This window comes from Acinetobacter brisouisimilis, from assembly GCF_000368265.1.
Taxonomy (GTDB): Bacteria; Pseudomonadota; Gammaproteobacteria; order Pseudomonadales; family Moraxellaceae; genus Acinetobacter.
The window spans coordinates 452212-475664 of record NZ_KB851219.1; the positions used below are offsets into that span (position 1 = coordinate 452212).

The 23453-nt window shown below is 39.9% G+C and carries 18 protein-coding genes and 1 tRNA gene; 10 read left to right on the top strand and 9 right to left on the bottom strand.

From position 1 onward, the window contains the following. Nucleotides 1-6: 6 nt before the first annotated feature. Nucleotides 7-1302 carry an MFS transporter gene (locus tag F975_RS05785; RefSeq protein ID WP_004751266.1) on the top strand — a complete coding sequence of 432 codons (1296 nt, stop codon included), beginning with the start codon at nucleotides 7-9 and terminating at the stop codon, nucleotides 1300-1302. Between the two features lie 74 nt (nucleotides 1303-1376). On the opposite strand, the gene F975_RS05790 is transcribed toward F975_RS05785, so the two are convergent. Beyond that, nucleotides 1377-1781 (bottom strand): hypothetical protein, encoded by a 405-nt coding sequence (locus F975_RS05790; RefSeq protein ID WP_004751268.1) that lies wholly within the window; start codon nucleotides 1779-1781, stop codon nucleotides 1377-1379. Nucleotides 1782-1876: 95 nt separating this feature from the next. After that, the gene (locus F975_RS05795; RefSeq protein ID WP_004751270.1) at nucleotides 1877-3727 is read right to left on the bottom strand and encodes a phosphoenolpyruvate carboxykinase (GTP); all 1851 of its coding nucleotides are present in this window, start codon (nucleotides 3725-3727) and stop codon (nucleotides 1877-1879) included. Nucleotides 3728-4135: 408 nt separating this feature from the next. Here F975_RS05795 and F975_RS05800 point away from each other — a divergent pair, with 408 nt between their 5' ends. The 6 genes from F975_RS05800 to F975_RS05825 all read left to right on the top strand — a co-directional run bounded on the left by F975_RS05800 (nucleotide 4136) and on the right by F975_RS05825 (nucleotide 10919). After that, complete coding sequence (locus F975_RS05800) at nucleotides 4136-5071, top strand: diacylglycerol/lipid kinase family protein (protein ID WP_004751272.1); 936 nt, start codon at nucleotides 4136-4138, stop codon at nucleotides 5069-5071. Continuing rightward, the gene (locus tag F975_RS05805) at nucleotides 5052-5810 is read left to right on the top strand and encodes a metallophosphoesterase family protein (protein ID WP_004751274.1); all 759 of its coding nucleotides are present in this window, start codon (nucleotides 5052-5054) and stop codon (nucleotides 5808-5810) included. The genes F975_RS05800 and F975_RS05805 overlap by 20 nt, the downstream gene beginning before the upstream one ends. Nucleotides 5811-6004: 194 nt before the next feature. Further along, nucleotides 6005-6295 carry a co-chaperone GroES gene (locus tag F975_RS05810; RefSeq protein WP_004652030.1) on the top strand — a complete coding sequence of 97 codons (291 nt, stop codon included), beginning with the start codon at nucleotides 6005-6007 and terminating at the stop codon, nucleotides 6293-6295. Between the two features lie 57 nt (nucleotides 6296-6352). After that, a complete protein-coding gene (groL, locus tag F975_RS05815) occupies nucleotides 6353-7987 on the top strand; it encodes a chaperonin GroEL (RefSeq protein ID WP_004751275.1) in 1635 nt (544 codons plus the stop codon). Nucleotides 7988-8766: 779 nt separating this feature from the next. Continuing rightward, complete coding sequence (locus tag F975_RS05820; RefSeq protein WP_004751276.1) at nucleotides 8767-9633, top strand: transporter; 867 nt, start codon at nucleotides 8767-8769, stop codon at nucleotides 9631-9633. Between the two features lie 164 nt (nucleotides 9634-9797). Beyond that, nucleotides 9798-10919: a sigma-54 interaction domain-containing protein gene (locus tag F975_RS05825; protein ID WP_004751277.1), complete on the top strand. Its 1122-nt coding sequence runs from the start codon at nucleotides 9798-9800 to the stop codon at nucleotides 10917-10919. A gap of 252 nt (nucleotides 10920-11171) precedes the next feature. Here F975_RS05825 and F975_RS05830 read toward each other — a convergent pair. Then, nucleotides 11172-11261: transfer RNA gene (locus F975_RS05830), tRNA-Ser, on the bottom strand. A 295-nt stretch (nucleotides 11262-11556) separates the two neighbouring features. Then, entirely contained in the window at nucleotides 11557-12765 is a 1209-nt protein-coding gene (locus F975_RS05835) for an MFS transporter (RefSeq protein ID WP_004751278.1), read from the bottom strand. A 162-nt stretch (nucleotides 12766-12927) separates the two neighbouring features. Between F975_RS05835 and hpaR the strand changes: the two genes are divergently transcribed. Continuing rightward, on the top strand, nucleotides 12928-13362 hold the full coding sequence (hpaR, locus tag F975_RS05840) for a homoprotocatechuate degradation operon regulator HpaR (RefSeq protein ID WP_004751279.1): 435 nt from the start codon (nucleotides 12928-12930) through the stop codon (nucleotides 13360-13362). A gap of 139 nt (nucleotides 13363-13501) precedes the next feature. Here hpaR and F975_RS05845 read toward each other — a convergent pair whose 3' ends face one another. Both F975_RS05845 and F975_RS05850 read right to left on the bottom strand, forming a co-directional pair. Further along, complete coding sequence (locus F975_RS05845) at nucleotides 13502-14449, bottom strand: p-hydroxyphenylacetate 3-hydroxylase reductase component (RefSeq protein WP_004751280.1); 948 nt, start codon at nucleotides 14447-14449, stop codon at nucleotides 13502-13504. 19 nt (nucleotides 14450-14468) lie between these two features. Continuing rightward, nucleotides 14469-15740: a p-hydroxyphenylacetate 3-hydroxylase oxygenase component gene (locus tag F975_RS05850; RefSeq protein ID WP_004751281.1), complete on the bottom strand. Its 1272-nt coding sequence runs from the start codon at nucleotides 15738-15740 to the stop codon at nucleotides 14469-14471. A 374-nt stretch (nucleotides 15741-16114) separates the two neighbouring features. On the opposite strand from F975_RS05850, the gene F975_RS05855 reads away from it, so the two are divergent. Next, a complete protein-coding gene (locus F975_RS05855) occupies nucleotides 16115-17569 on the top strand; it encodes an APC family permease (RefSeq protein WP_004751282.1) in 1455 nt (484 codons plus the stop codon). A gap of 557 nt (nucleotides 17570-18126) precedes the next feature. Here F975_RS05855 and F975_RS05860 read toward each other — a convergent pair. From F975_RS05860 to F975_RS05870, 3 genes are all read right to left on the bottom strand, one after another. Next, nucleotides 18127-19380, bottom strand: coding sequence for an OprD family outer membrane porin (locus F975_RS05860; RefSeq protein WP_034425796.1), 1254 nt, complete (start codon nucleotides 19378-19380; stop codon nucleotides 18127-18129). Nucleotides 19381-19491: 111 nt separating this feature from the next. Beyond that, nucleotides 19492-20847: an MFS transporter gene (locus tag F975_RS05865; protein ID WP_004751286.1), complete on the bottom strand. Its 1356-nt coding sequence runs from the start codon at nucleotides 20845-20847 to the stop codon at nucleotides 19492-19494. 213 nt (nucleotides 20848-21060) lie between these two features. Next, nucleotides 21061-21813, bottom strand: coding sequence for a TorF family putative porin (locus F975_RS05870; RefSeq protein WP_004751288.1), 753 nt, complete (start codon nucleotides 21811-21813; stop codon nucleotides 21061-21063). A 329-nt stretch (nucleotides 21814-22142) separates the two neighbouring features. Between F975_RS05870 and F975_RS05875 the strand changes: the two genes are divergently transcribed. Beyond that, nucleotides 22143-23444, top strand: coding sequence for an NAD(P)/FAD-dependent oxidoreductase (locus tag F975_RS05875; RefSeq protein WP_004751289.1), 1302 nt, complete (start codon nucleotides 22143-22145; stop codon nucleotides 23442-23444). The last annotated feature ends 9 nt before the right edge of the window (nucleotides 23445-23453 follow it).

Genomic DNA, 23453 nt, shown 5'->3' on the forward strand with positions numbered 1-23453 from the left:
GATGTTATGAGTGAAGGTGTATATACCACAGAAGAAAAGCGTAAACGTATTTTTGGTATTGTTGGCGCTGCTTCTGGTAATTTGGTTGAATGGTTTGATTTTTATATCTATGCAGTTTTTGCAGTTTATTTTCAGCAAGCACTGACATCGCCTGATATGGCATCGACTACGAAGCAAATTTATATTTGGGGGGTATTTGCGGCGAGCTTCTTTATGCGCCCCATAGGGAGTTGGCTATTTGGTCGAATTGCTGATAAGCATGGACGTAAACGTTCAATGATTATTTCGATTTGTTTAATGGCTCTCAGTTCATTTTTATTTGCGATGTTACCTACCTATGGGCAGGTGGGAATGGCTGCTCCATTTTTATTGCTTCTTGTGCGTCTATTGCAGGGATTGTCAGTGGGTGGAGAATATGGTGCTGTTGCAACATATATGAGTGAAATCGCTTTAAAAGGGCATCGGGGATTTTACGCCTCATTTCAGTATGTGACGCTTTCGGGGGGGCAACTCCTTGCTAGCTTACTTGGTGTGATTTTGCTTTTCTTAATGAATGAACAGCAGCTGGAAAATGGAGGTTGGCGGATTCCGTTTGTTGTGGGTGGGATTACCGCACTGCTGTCGTTACTGGCGCGTAGTCGTTTGGTTGAGACATTGGCGAGTGAAGACAGTCATCATAAAGAATCAGGAACACTTAGGGCTCTTTTTAGAGATCACTGGCAGTCATTTTTACTGGTGGTTGGTTATACTTCGGCAGGCTCTTTATCTTTTTATGTCCTCACGGTTTATTCTAAAACCTATTTAACCAGCCTAGGGATTGCTGCGAAAACAGTGGGCTATATGATGACAATTGCACTGTTTGTGTATATGTTGGCTCAGCCTCTATTTGGAGCGATTGCGGATCATATTGGTCGTCGTGCTGCGATGCTAATTTTTAGTGTTTCTTTGGCAATTTGTATTTATCCAGTCATGGTGATTGCAATGCCTGCATTTAGCAGTTCACCTGTCATAGTAACGTTAATGCTGATTTTCCTGATGTTGCTATTGAGTTTTTATACATCTATTAGTGGTTTGATTAAGGCGGAAATGTTTCCTCCACATGTGCGCGCACTGGGGGTTGGTTTTTCCTATGCTGTTGCCAATGCAATTTTTGGGGGATCAGCGCCTGCTGTGGCTTTGCAATTTAAAGAAGTAGGGCATGAATATACTTTTTTTGTTTATGTCATTGTGATGCTGATTATTTGCTTCTTCTGTAGTTGGAAATTGCCAAAAGAACCTGAATATTTGCAGCATGATCATTAACAAGAGCATGAGACAATAAAAATGCCAGTGGATCAAATTCACTGGCATTTTTTAATAGTATATGTGCGGAAAACTTAGAGTTCTTGACCATTTGCTAAACGGCAGTTTGTAGCAGATGGAGATTTCCATTGAATGGCTGTACCTGCAATTACAGGTCGAACAAAGCGCCAAGGCCAGAAGCCGAAGCGTTGACTCGCACGATAATGAATCACGGCATCGGCATGGTATTTTTGAGTAGTTTCATGTAATCGAGGATATAAGTCCGTAACACTGCCATAAGTGCCTTTGGCAATTTTAATGTGTTTCACAACTTTATAGGGTAAATCGCTCGGTGGTGTATCGGTCATGACACAAAGGGAACCTTTTACAGGCGTGCTGATTTGAGTTGATATATTTGGATTGGTAGTGGGAGTTGTTTCTGCATGTACAGTTGCTGCACATACTAAAATGAGTGCAGTAAAAGGGATAGATTTTTTCATATTTAACTCAGTTGAACGTATTTATATTTTAAGTAAAGTGTTAAAAATATTAGAATAAAAAAAGACCACACGAAGTGGTCTTTTTTTTATGTCGATTAAGCGTTTACATTTTCAGATTGAGTTGCTTGAACCGCTTCTAAAAGTTCAGCTTGACGTGATTTTAATGCTGTTGGTAGACGATCACCGAGTTTGTTGAATAACTCAGTGTGGCTTTCGATTTCTTTAATCCATAGTGCTTTGTCTTGAGAAGTTACTTTCTCAAAGTCAGCTTTAGAGAAATCTGTACCTGTCCAGTTCAAGTCATCATAAGTTGGAACGAAACCGATTGGGGTTTCAACCGCGTTAGCACGGTTTTCACAACGGTTGATGATCCATTCAAGAACACGCATGTTTTGACCGAAACCAGGCCATACGAAGTTGCCATTTTCGTCACGACGGAACCAGTTTACATTGAAGATTTTTGGTAATTTGTTACCAGAAGCTTGCGCTTTTGCAGCAACTTGTTCACCAAGCTCTAACCAGTGGCTGAAATAATCCGCCATGTTGTAACCTGTGAATGGAAGCATTGCAAATGGGTCACGGCGTACAACACCTTGTTGACCAACTGCAGCAGCAGTTGTTTCTGAACCCATAGTTGCAGCTTTATAAACACCGTCAACCCAGTCAAATGCTTCAGAAATTAAAGGAACAGTGTCTGCACGGCGACCACCGAAGATGAATGCAGAAATTGGAACACCTGCTGGGTTTTCCCAGTCAGCGTCGATAGAAGGGCATTGACCTGCTGATACCGTGAAGCGCGCATTTGGATGAGCAGCTTTTTCACCAGCAACGTGTGGCTGACCTTTCCAGTTAGTTAAGTTTGCTGGAACTTCTTTAGATAGACCTTCCCACCATACTTGACCATCTTCAGTCACAGCAACGTTGGTATAGATTACATCTTTATGCATGGTTGCCATGCAGTTCGGGTTGGTTTTGGTATTTGTACCTGGCGCAACACCAAAGAAGCCTGCTTCTGGGTTGATTGCATATAAGCGGCCATCTTCACCTGGTTTGATCCAAGCGATGTCATCACCTACAGTTTCAATTTTCCAGCCTTCGTAGCCTGCTGGTGGAATCAACATTGCAAAGTTGGTTTTACCACAAGCTGATGGGAATGCTGCAGCAACGTAATGTTTTTCGCCTTGTGGGTTAGTAATACCCAAAATAAGCATGTGTTCAGCTAACCAGCCTTGTTCACGACCCATCACAGAAGCGATACGTAATGCTAGGCATTTTTTACCTAACAAAGCGTTGCCGCCGTAACCAGAACCGAAAGACCAGATTTCACGAGTTTCTGGGTAATGAACGATATATTTTTCTTTGTTACAAGGCCAAACAACGTCTTTTTGACCTTCAGCAAGTGGCGCACCAACAGTGTGGACACAAGGAACGAATTCGCCATCTGTACCTAAAACATCATAAACTGCTTTGCCCATGCGTGCCATTTTACGCATGCTGACTGCAACGTAAGGAGAGTCAGTGATTTCGATACCGATATGCGCGATGTGGCTTCCTAGTGGACCCATTGAAAAAGGAACCACATACATGGTACGTCCTTGCATTGCGCCATCGAACAGACCGTTTAATTTTTCGCGCATAACTGCTGGGGCTTCCCAGTTGTTAGTTGCGCCAGCATCTTCTTTTTTTGCAGAACAAATAAAAGTACGATCTTCAACACGAGCAACATCTGAAGGGTCAGAATTCGCCAAATAAGAACCAGGATGTTTTTCTTCATTTAGCTTTTGCATGGTGCCGTTAGCAATCATCAAGTCGATTAGACGTTGATACTCTTCTTCGCTGCCGTCACACCATTCGATTTTTGCTGGCTTGGTTAATTTAGCAATTTCTTCCACCCACGCAATCAGCTTAGGGTGACGAACGAATTCTGGTGCATTCACTTGGGTCATGTTGATGCCTTTGAGATACAAAAAAACAAAACACACATTCAATATATGATCAACCCTTGATCATGAGTGTGTTAAAAAGTTTGCGTATTAAATCACAAAAGTTCTCAAATTTTAAGATGTTTAAAAACTGATCTTATAGGAAGTTGTGAGTAAATTTTATAAAAAAATGTTTAAAATCATAGTTTTGTGTTTTTTATTTGCAACCATTCATAAAATAAATTATGAAAATAAAATCATTTATTTTACAAATATGTATTTAAATTAGTGGGTTACACAGTGTGTAAAAAAGCATAAAAAACTGAAAAATTGCAAAAGTTTATGTAGTTTTTTTACATAAACACACTATTTCATTTCAAATGAAATCCAGACAATTAAAGATAAATCAATTTGCATCATAATAATTATACTATGCTAAAACCGTTCTCTATTATCTATAACCAAAAGTCAGGTTTTCATACTGCACAGCAAGAGCGTGTATATGCTGAAATTATAACTATTTTTTCTAAATATAATTTTGAAATTCAAATATTTGAATTTAATGATAAGCACTCTATTTATACCCTGATGCCACAGGTTTTACAACGCCATAGTCATACGGAAAACCGTGGAGTCGTGGTGGTTGCAGGAGGGGATGGAACCTTAAATGCTGTAGCAACTTATTTATTACATACAGAAATTCCTTTGGGAATCTTGCCTATGGGAACTTTTAATTATGTAGCCAGAGTGTTAAATATTCCCTTAGATTTGAGTGAAGCAAGTAAAATCATTGCAACTGGAGAAATAAATAAAATTCATGTCGCAAAAATGAATGAACATATTTATTTAAACAATGCTAGCCTTGGCTTATATCCATTATTTATTGAGAAGCGTGAGCATTACAATCGGTTATTTGGTCGGTTTGCTTTACATGCTTATACTTCAGCATTAGATGTATTGCTGAGGCGACATCGTGAATTGGAATTAAAAGTTGTTGTAGATGGTGATCAATATCCAGTTAAAACACCGTTGATATTTTTTGGTAATAATCACTTGCAGTTGAAAGAGCTGAATTTGAAAATTGCCCAGTCGGTACAGCAAGGCAGGGTTGCGGGCGTGATTGTTGCCAAAAGTAATAAAATCACCTTGTTGAAATTGCTCTTTCAGCTCTTAAAAGGAGATATTGAGCAGGCAAATGATATTTATAGTTTTGCTGCCGAAAAGGTTGTCGTTCATGCGGCAAAAGGTAAAAAGCTACATATCGCAATAGATGGTGAAATCGTGGAAGAATTTGCACCTTTACAATTTTCTGTTATGCGCGAAGCACTCAATGTGATGGTACCTGCTCATGTTACTTCATCTGTCTGATTTGCATTTTGGCACAGAAAAACCAGAGTGTTTGCTGGCAATACAACAGTTTTGCTGTGAGCATTCGATAGAAGTGATTGCCGTAAGCGGTGATCTGACTCAGCGTGCGCGTTTTTTTCAGTTTCTAGGCTGCAAGTATTTTCTGGAGCATTTGAACTTACCTTATCTGGTCGTTCCTGGAAATCACGATATTCCGCTATATCATGTATTTAATCGGTTATTTAGTCCATTTACCCGTTATCAGGCATTTTTTGGTTCGTTGGAAAGTGTCTTGGAAACCGAACATTTTTATTTGGTTGGGGTAAACAGTATTCGGCGACGTTATCATACCAAAGGACATATTTCCTTAGAGCAGATTCAGGAGATTGATGCCAAATTACAGGCTGCGCCAGCCAATAAATTAAAAATTGTGGTGGTACATCAACCTTTTTATACCTCTCCTGAAGATGGTCATGCAGTCAAAGATTGCCCTGTGCTTGGGCGCATGGCACTTGAGATTTGGGGCAAGCGGGGAATATTTGCACTGTTGCATGGGCATTTGCATCAGACAGCACAATATGATTTGAACCAGATCTATGATTTGAAGCTTGAGCATCCTGTTTTTGAAATTCATGCAGGAACTGCAACCTCTCATCGTTTACGCAAAGGTGAACCGAATAGCTTTAATGTACTGACATCGCAAGGTGAGTTACAACGCTATTGCTTTGATGCTGTAAAACGCCAATTTGTTCTTAAATGATCCACGTCAGAAAAAATATTGGGTTTTAGACTAAAAAAACTGCAAAAAATGAAATTTTTTTTGAAATGCCCCTTGAAGCCTTGTTTTCTATCCCCAAAAAAATGACATCACAAACATTTATTGATGATGGCACATAGAAACTATGAAAAGTGCCGTTTTTAATTGAAACAAAACTTAGTCTGATGGAGTTTTATATGAGCAACATTCGCCCATTACATGATCGTGTAGTTATTCGTCGCGTTGAAGAAGAAACAAAAACTGCAGGCGGTATCTTATTACCAGGTTCAGCAGCAGAAAAACCATCTCAAGGTGAGGTGATTGCTGTCGGTAACGGTCAAATTACAGATAATGGCGTTCGCGCATTAGATGTAAAAGTAGGTGACAAAGTATTGTTCGGTACTTATGCAGGTACAACTGTAAAAGTAAGCGGTGAAGAACTTCTTATCATGAAAGAGTCTGATATCTTAGCTGTTTTGGAAGGCTAATTTTCAACCATTCATATCAGATCAAGTAAAAAGCAAAAAATTCGGAGTAAATAAATAATGTCAGCTAAAGACGTAAAATTTGGTGATTCAGCTCGCTCTAAAATGATTGCAGGCGTAAACATTCTTGCAGATGCGGTTAAAGTCACTTTAGGCCCTAAAGGTCGTAACGTTGTAATTGACCGTTCTTTTGGTGCACCACACATCACTAAAGATGGTGTTACTGTTGCAAAAGAAATTTCACTTAAAGACAAGTTTGAAAACATGGGTGCTCAACTTGTTCGTGAAGTTTCAAGCAAAACCAACGATATCGCGGGTGACGGTACTACGACTGCAACTGTACTTGCACAAGCAATTTTGAATGAAGGTATCAAGTCAGTGACAGCGGGTATGAACCCAATGGATCTTAAACGTGGTATTGACCTTGCGGTTAAAGCATTGGTTGCTGAAATTAAAGCAACTTCAAAACCTGCATCTGATACTAAAGCGATTGAACAAGTAGGTTCAATTTCTGCAAACTCTGATGAAACTGTGGGTAAATTGATTGCGCAAGCAATGGAACGCGTTGGTAAAGAAGGCGTGATCACAGTTGAAGAAGGTTCAGGCTTTGAAGATGCGCTTGACGTTGTAGAAGGTATGCAGTTTGACCGTGGCTATATCAGCCCGTACTTTGCAAACAAGCAAGATACTTTAACAGCTGAATTAGAAAACCCATTCATTCTTCTTGTAGATAAGAAAGTTAGCAATATCCGTGAGTTAATCACTGTATTAGAAGCTGTGGCTAAAACAGGTAAACCACTTCTCATCATCGCTGAAGATGTTGAAGGTGAAGCGCTTGCAACACTTGTTGTTAACAACATGCGTGGCATCATTAAAGTATGTGCAGTGAAAGCTCCTGGTTTTGGTGATCGCCGTAAAGCAATGCTTCAAGATATCGCAATTTTGACTGGTGCTACTGTTATTTCTGAAGAAGTAGGCATGTCTTTAGAACAAGCTTCTCTTCAAGATTTAGGTACTGCACATAAAATCACTGTTTCTAAAGAAAACACAGTGATTGTCGATGGTGCTGGTGATGCTGCTCAAATCGCTGAGCGTGTTCAACAAATCCGTGCGCAAATTGAAGAATCTACGTCTGAATATGACAAAGAAAAACTTCAAGAGCGTGTTGCTAAATTGGCAGGCGGTGTTGCTGTTATCAAAATTGGTGCTGCAACTGAAGTTGAAATGAAAGAGAAAAAAGACCGTGTTGACGATGCGCTTCATGCAACGCGTGCTGCGGTTGAAGAAGGTGTAGTTGCTGGTGGTGGTGTAGCGCTTGTACGTGCTGCTAAAGCGCTTGATGGTGTAGTTGGTGCAAATGATGACCAAAACGTAGGTGTGAACATCCTTCGTCGTGCAATCGAAGCGCCACTTCGTCAAATCGTAGCGAATGCAGGTGATGAGCCTTCAGTTGTGATCAACGCTGTGAAAAATGGTGAAGGTAACTTCGGTTACAACGCTGCAACTTCTGAATATGGCGATATGTTGGAAATGGGTATTCTTGACCCAGCGAAAGTAACACGTTCTGCACTTGAGCATGCTGCATCTGTAGCAGGTTTAATGTTGACAACAGAATGTATGATTACTGACATTCCAGAAGACAAACCTGCTATGCCTGATATGGGCGGCATGGGTGGTATGGGCGGTATGATGTAATTCATCATCGGTTCTTACTAAAAAATCCCCGCATCATGCGGGGATTTTTTTATCTTATTTTTATGGTTTCTGGCCCTTTATTTTAAAATTAAAAAATTGTTATTTATGTGGAAAATTAAAAAATTAGCTTTAAGAAGTCTTTTAAAATTAAGCTTTTTTTAAGCTTAAGAGATTATTCTAATGAATATGGAAATTATGCTGTAGTTTCCTATTTTGGCCATACTCCTTACTGACAGAGTATGGCTTTTTTTTGTCTAAAAAATGGCGAAATATACTTTTGAACATTTCAAAGCATCCGTGTTTTATCCTGTAGGTTCTGCCTATGAGTCAGGTTGAACATCATCTTAGAATTAAAATTAGTAAGCTAATCAATAAATAATCAGATTGAAGTTTTTATCGTATCTGTTGTCATTTCAACATGTTTCAGTTTAATTTTCAGATTATATTTTATTGAAATATATTTTAATTCTATTCAATGAAAAACAAAGAAGATATCGAACATTATGAAAAATCTATTACCTAACCCTGTATATATTACAGGGTTTTTCTATTAAAAAGAGAATGGTTTTATTTTTGAATATACGATGTTTAAAAATAAACATATTGTTTGATTCCTAGCTTTAAGATTGTTTAGTTTGCATCATTAATTTTTATGTTTTTAAAATAAAATAATAAAAACAATAACTTAAATTTTGGTATTGGCTTTGCAATAGGTTAATTATCCAAAATAGTCACTGACTATTTTAAACAATAAACTTTTTAGTTCAGGATTATTAACAGTGAAATTTAATTTGAAAATAACAACGGCAATATTATTAGCAGCTTTTGTATCACAAGCGAAGGCAGTAGATTTGGATGCGGGTGATTATGATGTTGCTCCAGCGGGGACAAATCTAGCTTTGCTGTATTTACAATCTGCTAGTCGCGATGCGCTGTATGCAGGAAGTGACAAATTGTCAGGTGATCCTAAACTGGATTCAAATGTTGGGATTGCTCGTTTTGTGCATTATACCGATATTGCAGGTTTACGTGTTGCTCCACAAATTTTAGTTCCATTTGGTGAATTAAAAGCGAAGGGTGATATTTCTGCGTTGGGTTCAGCCAGTGGGCTAGGAGATATTATTTTGGCTGCTCCTGTGTGGTTGCTCAATAATCCAGAGCATAAGACTTATTTTGGGCTTACCCCTTATTTGTATTTACCAACAGGTCATTATGATAAACATGATGCTTTAAATTTTGGTGAGAACCGTTACAAACTTGATCTTCAGGCTGCATATAGTCAACGCTTGACTGATAAATGGGCATGGGATGCGGCCGCCGATATTATTTTTTATGGTCAAAATAATGATGCCTTTGGTGGAGGAACTTTAAAGCAGAATACGGGTTATCAACTGCAAACCAATACTCGTTATTTTATTAATGATCGCTTAGATCTACGAGCAGGGCTGTCTTATACTGATGCAGGAGATACCAAGAAAAATGGTATTAAGACACAAAGTTATCAGCAAACAAAGTTTTGGGTAGGGACAGCATATTCACCAACCGCAAGCACCAATGTGATTTTAGCTTATGGGCGTGATCTTGCCATTGAAAACGGTTTTAAAGAAAATAATCGTATTAATGTTCGATTATTAAAAGTATTTTAATCTCTTTAGGCAGGTCAATCTGCCTTGATCTGCCTAAATTAAACTTGTGTTGACCAAAAGCATAACAAGATATTGAATAAATGCAGTAGAAATAAGTATAAGCCAAGAATAAAGAGCGTATTAATATACTCACAATATATAAAGCCGATGGATTTAATTGGTTAATGAATAATTTTACTTTAACAAATGTGTTTACTTTGGAGGGTGAGCACACTCAGCCTTTGACTGTGCGAGCCAAAGCTCTGGTTTTTCATGACCCAGCTTCACAGTCATTATTAAAATTAATTGAACGCCTTGCGCCAAGTGATGCCCCTATTCTGATTCGCGGTGAAACGGGGACAGGCAAGGAGCTGGTTGCACAGCATATTCATCGTTTAAGTGGAAGAAAAGGTCCATTCCTTGCAGTGAATTGTGGCGCTATCAATGAACAATTAGCTGAGAGTGAATTATTTGGTCATGAAGCAGGAGCATTTACTGGAGCAATCAAACAGCGTAAAGGCTGGTTTGAAGCTGCACATGGTGGAACACTGTTTTTAGATGAAATCGGTGATTTGCCCTTGTGCTTGCAGGTCAAATTACTCAGAGTGTTACAAGAAAAAGAAGTCACCAGATTAGGTGCTAGACAAGCCATTCCTGTCGATATTCGATTGATCACAGCAACCAATATTGATTTGGAACAAGCCGTACAAGCTGAGCAATTTCGGCAGGATTTACTATTTCGTATTAATATCGCCCAATTAGAACTAAAATCATTACGGGAGCGTAAAGGGGATATTTTACCGCTGTTTGAATATTTTATTCAGCGTTATTTAACCAAGGTAAGACGCTCTGATAAATTACAGATTTCTGCATCTGCAACTCAGCAATTACTCACATATTTATGGCCAGGAAATATCAGAGAGCTAGAAAATATTGCACATTATGCTGTTCTTGTAACTGAAGGGATGTTAATTCAGACTGAACATTTAAAATTTAATCAGATATTCAAAAATATGGAGTATCGTTCAGCACAACCTATCACGCATACAGATGATGAGATCAATACGGCATTATCTCCTTATCAGATTATTGAGTCCCAGTTAAAGAAAATCTACGCATCGAGTCAATCTTCTTCTGGTGATTTATGGAATACGTTAGAAAGTATGATCATTGCGACTGCATACTCATCATCATTTTCTAATCAGGTTAAAACCAGTGAATTACTGGGAATATCTAGAAATGTGGTACGAACTTTATTAAAGCGCCATCATCTTTTACCTCCTTCTATAAAAGAAATAGTTGAATAAGAGAGAAGAGAATAATTTATAGGTGATAATAAAATCCTAGTCTAGAAACAGATATTATGCTGATTTACTTTTCTAATGAATCAATCAGTTTTTTATGTATTGAAAAGTAAAAAAATTAAAAGATAAATATTATATTGTTTTATATCATGCCCTGTTTTTTTAGATTTGGTTTTAACTGATATTTTTAAAATTCTATTTTCTTGGTTCGAATAAAAAAAGCCCTTACAAAATATGTAAGGGCTTTTTAGTATTTGGCGGAAGCGGTGAGATTCGAACTCACGGAGGACTCACACCCTCGTCGGTTTTCAAGACCGGTGCATTAAACCGCTCTGCCACGCTTCCAATGTGCGCTATCATATAAGGAAAAATATGCTTTGACAACTGATTTTAGTGTGAAAACAATTGATTGGTTAAAATAAGTGCAATTTAGAGGGGTGTATTGGACGTGTAAAATACCCATAGTGAAAAGATATCTTATTTATGGTCTGTAAATATTTAAAATTATGCTCAGTTGAGCTTAAATTTTTATCTCTCAATGCTCGCTATGCTTTATAGGTTCTGATATTACCTATCCTTCAACCTAGCAAGAAATGAACTTAGCAGCATTTAAGGTAACTTCAAAAAAGTTACCTTCTGTCTAATATGTCGGGTCTTTTATTTTGCCTGAAAAATGTTGTGGCAACTGGTGCAGTAAATACAAACACAGCAGCACTGTGAAAAACATGAGTGCCCATTTTGCAGAATAAACACTGGCAATTGCACCCGCAATCAGTCCACCCAACGCATCAAAACCAAAACGGATGGCGGTGTAAATGGATACCGAGCGTCCACGCAATTCGGCAGGGGTGTTTTTCTGAATGAGGATATTTGTTGAAACATTCGCGGTAGAAATGCCGAAGCCCAATAAAAATAATGCCAGTAGATATCCTGAAAACAGGTTGAGTGCCGATAAAAAGATCAGTCCTAAGGCACACAAAAATTTACTATAAAAAATTCGTTGGTGAATATTATCATCATTTTGACTGCCTGCTAAAAGTAGTGAAGATAGTAGCGATCCAATGCCTGCCATGCCCCATAAATAGCCCAAAACCTTGGCATCCCCGTGTAAATAGTCTTTTGACAGAATCGGGAGCAGCGCGACATAACTCGAAGCAGTAAAGTTTAGACAGGCGATGCCGATCATCATGCGTTTATAGTCTTGGTTTTTAAAAATAAAACTATAGCCTTGCTGAAACACCTGCTTGAGTTTACCTGTGGCTTGGGTGGCGTGAATGTTACGCATCAGCAGTAGCGCCAGCATGAGAAATAAATAGGACGCCGCATTGAGTACAAAGCAGGTAAACGGATTTGAGATCGCCAGTAAGAACCCAGCAATCGGTGGGCCAATAAAACGGCAGGAATTAAAAATCATGGCATTCAGCGCCAGTGCATTGCCAATATATTGCCGATCCTGAATCAGTTCACTAATAAACGACTGGCGTAAAGGAGTATCAATCGCGGTTAAAAGTCCCAAAAATAATGCCAATACAATAATGCTACTGGCGTTGAGTAAATTAAAATAGGTTAAATAAGCCAATAAAAGTGCTTGTATTAGAAACAGGGCTTGTACCACAATCAGCGCAACCCGTTTGTTAAGTGTATCAATCACCGCGCCAACCAGAGGGCTGACCACAAGCTGTGGAAACAGTGCCAAAAAACTGCTTAAACCTAGTAAAGCTGCTGAATGAGTGAGCTTATACACCAGCCAGGCTAAAGCGACTTGTTGAATCCATGTACCTAGTGTGGAGAGGGTATGCCCAATAAAATAATGTCTAAAATTGGGGAAGATTAGGCTACGAAATAACATAGGGAAAAATGTCAAAAAGCTACTTAATTAATATATTAACATTATTGTTGCGTCAAATTTATATCAGGAAATGAATAGATTAATTATTTCGTAAAAGTCATTTGATTTTCTAGCATGTTTCAAGGAAAATAAAAAAATTCCAGTATTTTACTTTGATTATAAATGAGCAAAATTCGCCCTTCATTGACGCTAGCCTTACTGCAAGCCCGCGAAACAACAATGAGCTTTTTTCGACCAGCCTTGAACGAAATTGGTTTGACTGAACAGCAGTGGCGTATCATTCGTATTTTGTCGCAATACGACGCTTTGGAAAGCAACCAATTAGCTGATTTTGCGTGTATTTTAAAGCCGAGCCTGACGGGTATTTTAAACCGCATGCTGGAAATGAAGCTGATCAGCAAGAACAAAAGCACGGAAGATCAGCGTATTTATCTGATTAGCCTGACCGAAGCAGGCAAAAAGTGTTTTGAGCACCAAGTGGTCAAAATGGAAGAAACCTACAAGAAAATTCAAAAAGAATATGGCGAGGAAAAAATGCAAACCTTGATGCAATTGCTGAAAGAGCTTTCCGAACTGAAAGAGAATTTTTCTGAGTAATCGCATACTATAACTTTTTCATCCTCTTTATTTTGTTCCTGTAGGATTAAAAAGTGTATCTAAGAAACCTATTTAAAAATGTAGACTGAAATAAAAAAGCCATTGAGTTGAACCCAATGGCTTTTTTGTGCATCTTGAATTAAATACCAATCAAGTCTTTCAACATTTGCTTGAACAAGTCACGTTGTTCATCGCTGTATTTCGCAAAAACTTCTTTCTGGTGATTTTCAGCAATCTCGTAGAGTGTACGTGCAGTGTCGATGCCTGCCTCGGTCAACTCGTAATGATTGCCTTGATCAGTCAACAAGCCTTTTTCCGCAAGAATTTGCGTCGCACGCTCGATTTCAAGCATTGGCATGGCGACTTCACGGACTAAGTCTTCTTTAGACTCCGCCATTTTACTTTCCAGAACTAACAGCAAACGTGCTTCGCTGGTACGGAAACCCGATGCCAGTTGTTTGGGCTGATAGTCGTTTTGGTAGGCACGTACTGCTTGGGTTAGCAAGTAGTACATGTTTTGGTATAAGCGACCTGGATAAATATCCTGTGCAGTCTGCGCATTTTCCTGTTTGTTTTTCAGGTGCAAGCTCGGATGTGGCAACACCGCTGAATATGCTCCCTGATGGTAAACTAACGGGTAACGACCTGCATCGGTGAAACACACCACTTTACCAATCAGAATCCAGTGATCACCACCTTCAGCGATTTGATATTTTTCACATTCAAAATTTGCCGAGCAATTTTTCAGAACAGGCGCATTGCCCATGCCGAGTTCATACTCTGTGCCTGCAAATTTGTCGGTGTTGTGGCGGGCAAATTTGTTGGACAAATCAATTTGCGCAGCCGACAAAATATTGACAGTAAAGTGTGTTGCTTCTTCAAACACTTGAAAGCTCGACGAGTTTTTGTCGATGCTCCATAAAATTAGTGCAGGGTCTAAAGACACAGAGTTAAAGCTGTTGGCAGTGACACCAACTTTTTCGCCTGCGGCATTTTGTGCAGTGACAATGGTTACGCCTGTGGCAAAATTACCTAAAGCGCGGCGAAACTGTAGCGGATCAATAGCCGCATTGACTTGAGAATTCATCATGACATCCTTGTATTGATTAAACCATGCTCGGATCTGGGTCTAAGCCCATGAGCTGACGTCCTAAAATTTGTGCACAAACGTCATAGTCCGTATAGGCATGTGCACCTGTCATGTGTGAATCACGGAACAGACGTTGTAATTCACTTTGATCGAGCCAGCTGGTTGCGCCCGCGGCTGCAAACAAACGGTCAACCGCTTCAATACACATTTTCACCGCATAAGCTTGGTTGGTACGCCAGAAGGCTAAAGTATCGGTATTTGGGTAGTGTTTGTTTTCACCATGCACTTTATGGTCTTGCCATGTTTTTTCCAGTAAGGCACGCGCTGCGGCAACCTGATGGGTCGACTCGGCTAAACGCATGAATGCAGGTGTGGCATTGGCAACATTTGCACCTGTATAGGCACGCACACGGCTCTTTTGTTTTTCTTTGAAAGCTTCCAGCATGCGCTCTGCAATACCGAGGCTGACTGCCGCAAAACCACTGGCAAAATATGGACGGTAAGGGGTATAGAAAATCTTACTGTCAGGATACAAACCAAAACCTGAAGAACGACCTTCCATCATATTCTTGGCTTTTTCAATGCGATACTCAGGAATAAACACATCTTTCAGCACGAGCTGTTTTGAGCCGCTACTTTTAATTGCTTGGGCAAACCAGTTGTCATGAATTACGTAGTCTTTACGAGGAACTACTCCGAAGCTATAGATTTTGTTGCCTTCGGCATCGAAACGGTTGAAACCGACAATCGCATATTCGGCGTGGTCACAGCCAGAACTCCAACCGTATTCACCATTTAAGATAATTCCGCCTTCAACTTCTTGCACTTTACCAAAAGGCGCAATTGAGCTACTTGCAGTGGCATCGGGATTGCTGAGCCAGATTTCGTTCTGAAGCTGTTTGGAGAACATGGCAATTTGGTGGCTATGGGTACACAATAAGCTAAATGCCCATGCCGTTCCTGCGCATGCACCTGCAATTGCCACGATACAGTTGGCAAAATCAGGCAGGCTGATTTCCAAACCACCATAAACTTTCGGTTGAAAGGCTTTATGCAAGCCAATGCCTTTTAAAAGTTCAATATTTTCATCGGGAACTTGGCGTAAAGCTTCAGCTTGTTCCGCATTTTTGGCAATTTTTGGTAATAAGGCTTTGACCTGTTCCAAAATGTCTGCACCCACCACTGAATCTGCATAATAAGTGTTGTTGCTAATAAATGTCGCAGGAATACGTTCTGCTAAAGCGATATTTGTTCGGGTTGCTGCTGGTTGAGCAATGGTATTTTCCATAATAGCTAATCCTTAAACTACAGTTGTATGTCAATCATGTGATCTCTCCGATGTCTATTAAGATGCGGTATAAAAAGGATTTTTTTAATGCACTTTCCATTGTTTAACTTGTACTTTTCATAAGTGATTATTTTTTATTAATTAATATATTAATTTTATTTTTAATTGTTTTTATAAATCATCCTAGAGGATGATTTTAAGCCTGAAACGGAGTTTGTGATAGACAGTCTAAATGTTAATTAATATATTAACTTTAATTGATGATCTAATGCTCATTCTATCTTTTAAAATAGTGACCATGCGCACAACACAAGATACTTGCTTAGATCTCATCTTATGAACTGTTGTGAATATCTGATCAAGGAGGACAGGGAATGACCAGTAACAATCATCTCCGAAAAGGAAGCTTGGGTCTGTGGACTGTCGTATTTTTTGTGGTTGCAGCAGCATCACCTTTAACAGGTGTGGTGGGTGCATTGCCACTAAACTTTATGTTGGGGAATGGCGCGGGCGTACCTGGGTCATTTGTGGTTGCAGCAGCATTGCTGATTATTTTTAGCTTTGGCTTTGTAGCAATGAGCCGTTATGTGGTCAATGCAGGTGCGTTTTATACCTATATTGTGCAAGGCTTGGGGGTTGGCTCAGGGATTGCAGGTTTAAGTACCGCAATTTGGGCATATGCCGCGATGGAATTATCTGTAACAGCCATGTTTGGTTTTTTTGCTGAGCATTTATTGCAAAGTAATTTTCATATTGATTTGCCGTGGTGGCTGTATGCGGTTGTCATGCAGGTCGTGGTCGTTTTCCTCGGAATTGCCAAAGTTGAGATCGGTGGCAAGATTTTGGGCTTGCTGATGATTATGGAAGTGGGGATTATTCTGGTTGCTGACTTTGCAATTTTTAATCAACCGACCGAAATTGATTATTCACATGTTCAGGCAATGAATATTAACTTTGCTTCATTTTATCCAAGTAACATCTTCAATGACCATTTTGGGATTTCGATGGTATTTGCGATCTGTTCCTTTATTGGTTTTGAAGCTGCAGCAATTTACTCGGAAGAGTGTGTGAATCCACAAAAAGTGGTGTCACGGGCGACATTTATTGCGGTAATTTTAATTGCAGGATTTTTTGTACTCACTGCATGGTCGTTTGTTTTATATAGCGGGGTTGATCAGGTTACAGCGATTGCGACCAAAGACCCAGGCATGTATATCTATAACGTAACTGAAAAGATTTTGGGGCATTGGGCAGTGGAGCTGATGTCAGTCCTGTTGGTCACCAGTCTGTTTGCTGCAACTCAAGCCTTCCATAATTCGCTTTCTCGCTATATGTATACCATTAGTCGTGATGGTCTGCTTTGGGCAAAAATGGGACAAACTCACCCTAAACATCAAACTCCATATATTGCCAGTCTGGTACAAGGCGTGTTGATGATTGTTGCAGTTGTGGTATTTGCTGTGATGAAACTTGATCCGATGATTGATATTTTCGCATGGGCTTCGGCGTTTGGCAGTATGGCAATTTTAGCCTTGCAGTTTGGCGTATCTTTGGCGGTGATTTTCTACTTCATGAAAAACAAAGACTTGCCTGTATCAATCTGGAGTCGTTTGCTTGCCCCTTTAATTTCAGCGATTGGCATGTTTGTGGTGTTATGTCTGGTGGTGAAAAACCTCGACATTCTTAGTGGTTCAAACAGTCCTGTTGTATATAGCTTGCCGCTGATTTTAGCTGCCTGCATCATCTTTGGTTTATTTGTGGGCTCATTCTTGAAGAAGAAGAAACCAAGTTTATATGCCAATATTGGTAACACTGTGAAGAATATTTAAGATCAGTTTTGCGCAGACCCATCCTCGGATGGGTCTTTTTTGTTTAAAAGAAGCGAACAAACAGTTTAAGTCAGTTGCAAATGCTGCTGTATTTTCAGTGAAAATTTAATTCAATAGGATGTGAGGGATTTAGGTGAAGTAATACGATTTTGCTTCATTAACGGAAAAATAAAACGAGTATTGGAAAAATCCTATTCATTAATAGACTGATTTTATTAGCCCTTTTTTTAATCATAAATTCTCATAAAGATACCTTCATTCTCTTGCGAAACAGCGTTTCTCATCCCAAAGGGAGATGGAACTTTCAATCTCGATTTTATTATCGCTCATGATCATTTTTGATTGATGAAAGAGGTCTAATCTCAAATTCTGTAAAGAACTTGATTGAATAGATCAGATAGAAAACAGATTTTCTGATTTTGGGACGTGCAGATAAGGTTTTTACAATTGTTTATTTTGAAGTCTAAAAGAAAATGCCAGCCAATTAATGTAGTGACTGGCATTCATCAGACATCAGATTAGGTTGGGTGGGGTTATATTATGCCACTCAGACCAATTTAGAATTTCTTCACATAGGTCAGGAAGATACGGTTTTCATCAAAATCGGTACCATAGTGAATCCGATAGGGCGCATACAGGTATTGAATCGATAGACCTTGCAGGGCTTTTTGCTGGAAGTTGTAATTTAAAATCACATTAGACTCCTGCTCATTATTTTTGCGATTGTCAGTGGTTTTAAAGCCGTAACCGTAAACATGTTTGAGTATCATGCTGAGTCCAGGAATATAAGCTTTAAAATCATAACAATAGACAAAGTGCCATGATTTTTCTTTGGCTTTAAAAAAGCCAGTCACGTTCCAGTTAATAAAATAGGTTTCAGGCAAATAGCCATCTGGCAATGGGTAGGCATCACCAATAATTTGCTGATAACCCAGACTGACTGCATGATTTTGATATTTTAGGGTTTCCAGCAAGCCAATATTTTGACTATCGATTTTGAAATGCGAGTTGTTGTCTTGCGAGTTAAAATATTTCAGTTTGCTGTTTAAGATCAGATCAGTCGAGGTTGGCAACTTCCAAGCGTGATCCAGCCCCAGATAGTGCTTGTCATACAGATTTTCTAAGTTGCCATAGTAATATTCAGCTTTCAGGTTGGGGCTGATCCGATAACGGACATCCAGATAATTTAGCCCATCGGAATAATAGGTTTTACCGCCAGTGGTATAAGCAAAATGATGAAAACCTTCCTGATTACGCGGTGAAACTTTGGTGACCCGTCCAATTTCGGCGCTCAAGTCATCATTGATTTGCGAATGCAGATTTGCACCCCAGTAAGAGGTTAATAACTGGCGACTACGGTCAACCGTAGTGACAGGCAAGTCTAACCAAAGTTCCCCCATTTTGACTTCAGTATTTTGGTACTTGAACTTGAGCGTGCCACCATATTTTAAATAATCGGCTGCCTGTTTTTTGGTGCTGTTATCAAAAGGCAAGACAGTGTCGGCAACATGCTTGTCGTCACTTAAACGCACAGCATATTGGGTAGTAGCTTCCACTCCAACCTGTAGTTGATCAATCGGCGTGGCATGATAATGCGAATCATAAAATAGTGATGCACCTTGTGACCAACTGCCTGTATCTTTGACCGTGTTACTGTCATAGTTACGGTCGATATAGGCATTTTTTAACACCAATTTGAAATGATCCGTATCATCATCTGCCCATGCACTGTGTTGCAGGCAGAGCATCAAGCTCAGGCTTAAACTGGACAAGAGAAAATGGCGTTGGTGATCGCAAGAAAATATAGACATAAACGTTCCTTGTAGGAGCAATGACATGGCACTGCTCGCTGTGTAATCAATAAGTGAGTGTTTTGAGGTCAGGCAAGATTCATCCTGTTGAGTCTTGCTTTGAGTGTGGTTTTATTTTTGCCAAGAAAATGGATGTTGTTTTTGTTCTTGTTCGTGATCTGGCCCTAGTGGAATACCAGTACGGTCACGCAGTGCCAAGGTTGCCACTAAACCAATTAATGTCATGATCACTAAATAAATACTGACCGAATTGGTGCTGTGGGTGCTACTAATCAACCACGATGCGATCATTGGCGAAAATGCCCCACCCATAATTGCGCCTAGAGCGTAAGCAATCGACACTCCTGAAAAGCGCACCGATGCAGGAAATAGCTCCGAATAAAATGCTGACTGAGCGCCATAGGTCATGCCAATCCCGATAGAAAGCAGGCAAAGCGCAAGGGTCACTGACCAGATACTACCAATATTGACCAGTGGAAATAGTGCCAATACTCCAACCAGTTGAATGATCCAGCCCAGAATATAGGTATTGCGACGCCCAATTTTGTCGGATAGACAGCCTGAAATCCATGTGAAGATGAGCCAGCATGCTGATGCCAACGTCACACTCATTAAAATCGCAGTCCGTGGCAAATGAATTGAACCTTCAGGGTTGGTGGTATAGTTTTGAATAAACCCACCTGTAGTCATATAGCCAATCGCACTATTGCCTGCAAAGACCAGTGCAGCGGTAATCACCAGTAGCGCATGATGCTTGAACAGGTCTTTTATAGGCGTTTTGGAATTGCTTTTGCGTTGTTTAATCTCTTCAAAAACAGGGCTTTCTTCGACTGAGCGGCGGATCCAGTGACCAACAAACAGCAGCACAATGCTAAATAAAAACGGAATCCGCCAGCCCCATTCCATAAAAGCGTCGCCCGGTGCAATGACACCACTCATCAGTGCCAGCATTCCCGATGCCAGTAGCAAGCCCAGTGGTACGCCAATTTGAGGAAATGCACCAAAGCGTCCACGTTGATGGTTCGGTGCATGTTCAACTGCCATCAGCACCGCGCCGCCCCATTCGCCACCCGCAGAAAGTCCTTGAATAATCCGTAAGATCAACAGCCCAATCGGTGCAGCAAGACCAATCTGTGTATAGGTTGGCAAGACCCCAATCAGTGCAGTGGATAAGCCCATGCAGATGAGAGTAATAACCAAAACTGCACGTCGACCAAATTTATCGCCATAATGGCCTGCTAAAAATGCACCAAGAGGCCGGAATAAAAAGCTGACACCCACAGTAGCAAAAACCAAAAGTGTCCCGAGGCTATTTCCCGCAGGGGCAAAGAATAGGTTTTTGAAAATCAGCGCGGCAGCACTGGCATAAATAAAAAAGTCATACCATTCAATGGTAGTTCCGATCACTGTTGCTAAAGCCACACGTCGTTCGCTCGATATCCTCTGAGCAGTCGTTGCTATATCCATATCAGATTTTCCAGAAATTTTTGTTGTCAATATAGTTAATATGCTAACTATATATTTAATATATTAACTATATTGAGGCGTGTCTAGAGGTTTATTTTATTTTTTTAGACAGCAATGCCAATACCAATCGGGGAGATTGGAGGCTGAAAATAAAAAAAGGTTTTTACCTTTCTTTTCTGGGTGAAATCCTCAGAAAAGAAAGGGGATGAGATGTTAGAAAGACTTGCCGATACTAAAATATACAGTGCCATCGGTGGTTTTTGGCCCATGTTTCACATCGGTATCAATCCAGGATAGTTCAGTGTCTAAGCCTTTAATGTTGGTTTTCAGACCGACTTTGTAGTCCATATAGTGATCTGTGTTGCCATAGCCATAAGCTTGCTGGAATTTTGTCACGCTATCGAGTTTGGTATAACCCACAGAACCAATCAGGTTGATGGTTTTGTAAATCGGATAGCTAAATGCAGCATTCAAATACATTTCATCGCCAGACTTCATCGCAAATTCTGGTGAGTAATAACCGCTCAGTGTCCAGTTATCACCTTCTTTAAAAGTGCTGTTACGGCTATAAATCACACCAAATTCATGAAAAGCAGGATGATAGTCTTTGACGACACCAGGATAGTTGACATTGATATATTGAAAATCGAGCGTAGATTTAGCATCAATTTTCCATTGATAGCCTAAGTAATAATCAGCTTCAATGCTGTTACCTGGCAACAAATTGACATTGGATGCCCATAAATTCACATAAAAACCTGATTTATGTGCAAGGGTTAAGCCACCTTGTACGCTAGGGTCATTGCTGGTTTGTGACAAGCCACGGAAACGGTAGTCGGTTGCCATAGTGACATTGCCTGTGACCGTAAAGGCATTTGCTGAAAGCCAGTCGTCTGCTGCCAAAGCCTGTTGTGTTGCGAGCCCCATAAATGAAAACAAGATGAAGGATGAACCTAAATACTTCATAAAAACATTCCTTTTATTGAATCAAATCCAATGATTGAAAATTGAAAATAACGGTTTTTACTTATAAAAAAATCACCCTTAAGGATGATTTTGAATGTGTGGATATTGCTGGTCTTTGATAGAAAATAGTCATTTTTATGGCTTGATTAATGATGTAAGTTTATATTTTTTATTAATTTATTAAAATTTTATTTTTTGGTTTTATAGACTTGTTGATACTGATTTTAGGAACTATTTAATAAATTAATTATTGTGCTAATTAAATATATTTAATATATTAACTAATATGAGCGGTCTGAGTGAATACCGCATAAAACGAGGGATTGGTTATGCATCCAGATGAAACAGCAACCTATTACACATCGACTAAAAAATATCATTTGAACTTTCCGCAGCTTGAGGCAGATCTTCAGGCAGATGTGGTGATTATTGGTGGTGGATTTTCAGGGATTCATACCGCACTCGAACTTGCGGAACATGGCGTTAAAAATATCGTGGTGCTTGAAGCACGCTATCTTGGATTTGGCGGTTCGGGGCGCAATGGCGGTCAGGTCATGGCAGGTATAGGGCATGACTTGGACAACATTAAGCATGAAGTGGGTGAAGAAGGTTTAAACACCATTTTTGAGCTAAGTGAACTGGGCCCGCAGATCATGCGTGAACGTATTGCAAAATATCAGATCGATGCAGATTTTGTAAATGGCTATGCCTATTTGGGCTTTAACCAGCGTCAGTCAAAGACCTTAAAGGCGTGGGAAAAACAGTTTAAAGCCAGCAATAGCCACGATGACATTTACTACGTTGAAGGCGCTGACGTACAAAAGGTCGTGGGTTCAACCGCTTACCAAAGTGCTTTGGTGCATATGGGCGGTGGGCAGGTGCACTCGCTGAATTTGTTGCTGGGCGAAGCCAAAGCCTGCTCTGAAATTTACGGGGTGAAAATCTTTGAACATACGCCAGCCATCGAGATTGAGTACGGCAAAAAAATCAAAGTGCGTACTGCAAAAGGCTCGGTGACTGCGGACAAAATGGTTTGGGCGTGTGACAGCTTTCTCAACAAGCTTGAACCGACTTTGCATAAAACTACCATTAATACCTATGCCTTTCAGCTCATGACCGAACCACTCAGTGATGAACTGATTCAGCGCATTAGTCCAATGCGTGGAGCTTATAGTGATATTCGTCCTGTGATTGACTACTACCGCGTGACACCTGAAAACCGTTTGCTTTTTGGCGCGGCAACGCCCTTGTTTGACTATATTCCAAAGGATTTAAAAGCGTGGAATCGTGAACTGATGCTGAAAATTTTCCCGTATCTGGTAGACGTTAAAATCGATCTGGCATGGGGTGGCCCAATGGCATCGACCAAAAATTTGTTCCCGCAAATCGGTACACTGACTGAACAGAAAAATGTGTTTTATGTACAAGGTTACTGCGGTTTCGGCGTTACACCGAGTCAGATTATTTGCAAGATTCTGGCACAGGGCGTACTCGGCGGCAGTGAGCATTTCCAGCTTCTCAGTTCAGTATCGAAACCTGAAATTCCTTACAAAGATTCACTACGGGCAACCATGTGTACTTTGGGCAAATTCCTGCATCAGATCAAAGGTTATGGTCAGGGCAGACGTTAATTGAATTAT

Coding starts and splice junctions, on each gene's coding strand:
- F975_RS05785 (WP_004751266.1), top strand. CDS start 7: ATGAGTGAAGGTGTATATACCACAGAAGAAAAGCGTAAACGTATTTTT.
- F975_RS05790 (WP_004751268.1), bottom strand. CDS start 1,781: ATGAAAAAATCTATCCCTTTTACTGCACTCATTTTAGTATGTGCAGCA.
- F975_RS05795 (WP_004751270.1), bottom strand. CDS start 3,727: ATGACCCAAGTGAATGCACCAGAATTCGTTCGTCACCCTAAGCTGATT.
- F975_RS05800 (WP_004751272.1), top strand. CDS start 4,136: ATGCTAAAACCGTTCTCTATTATCTATAACCAAAAGTCAGGTTTTCAT.
- F975_RS05805 (WP_004751274.1), top strand. CDS start 5,052: ATGTTACTTCATCTGTCTGATTTGCATTTTGGCACAGAAAAACCAGAG.
- F975_RS05810 (WP_004652030.1), top strand. CDS start 6,005: ATGAGCAACATTCGCCCATTACATGATCGTGTAGTTATTCGTCGCGTT.
- groL (WP_004751275.1), top strand. CDS start 6,353: ATGTCAGCTAAAGACGTAAAATTTGGTGATTCAGCTCGCTCTAAAATG.
- F975_RS05825 (WP_004751277.1), top strand. CDS start 9,798: ATGAATAATTTTACTTTAACAAATGTGTTTACTTTGGAGGGTGAGCAC.
- F975_RS05835 (WP_004751278.1), bottom strand. CDS start 12,765: ATGTTATTTCGTAGCCTAATCTTCCCCAATTTTAGACATTATTTTATT.
- hpaR (WP_004751279.1), top strand. CDS start 12,928: ATGAGCAAAATTCGCCCTTCATTGACGCTAGCCTTACTGCAAGCCCGC.
- F975_RS05845 (WP_004751280.1), bottom strand. CDS start 14,449: ATGAATTCTCAAGTCAATGCGGCTATTGATCCGCTACAGTTTCGCCGC.
- F975_RS05850 (WP_004751281.1), bottom strand. CDS start 15,740: ATGGAAAATACCATTGCTCAACCAGCAGCAACCCGAACAAATATCGCT.
- F975_RS05855 (WP_004751282.1), top strand. CDS start 16,115: ATGACCAGTAACAATCATCTCCGAAAAGGAAGCTTGGGTCTGTGGACT.
- F975_RS05860 (WP_034425796.1), bottom strand. CDS start 19,380: ATGTCTATATTTTCTTGCGATCACCAACGCCATTTTCTCTTGTCCAGT.
- F975_RS05865 (WP_004751286.1), bottom strand. CDS start 20,847: ATGGATATAGCAACGACTGCTCAGAGGATATCGAGCGAACGACGTGTG.
- F975_RS05870 (WP_004751288.1), bottom strand. CDS start 21,813: ATGAAGTATTTAGGTTCATCCTTCATCTTGTTTTCATTTATGGGGCTC.
- F975_RS05875 (WP_004751289.1), top strand. CDS start 22,143: ATGCATCCAGATGAAACAGCAACCTATTACACATCGACTAAAAAATAT.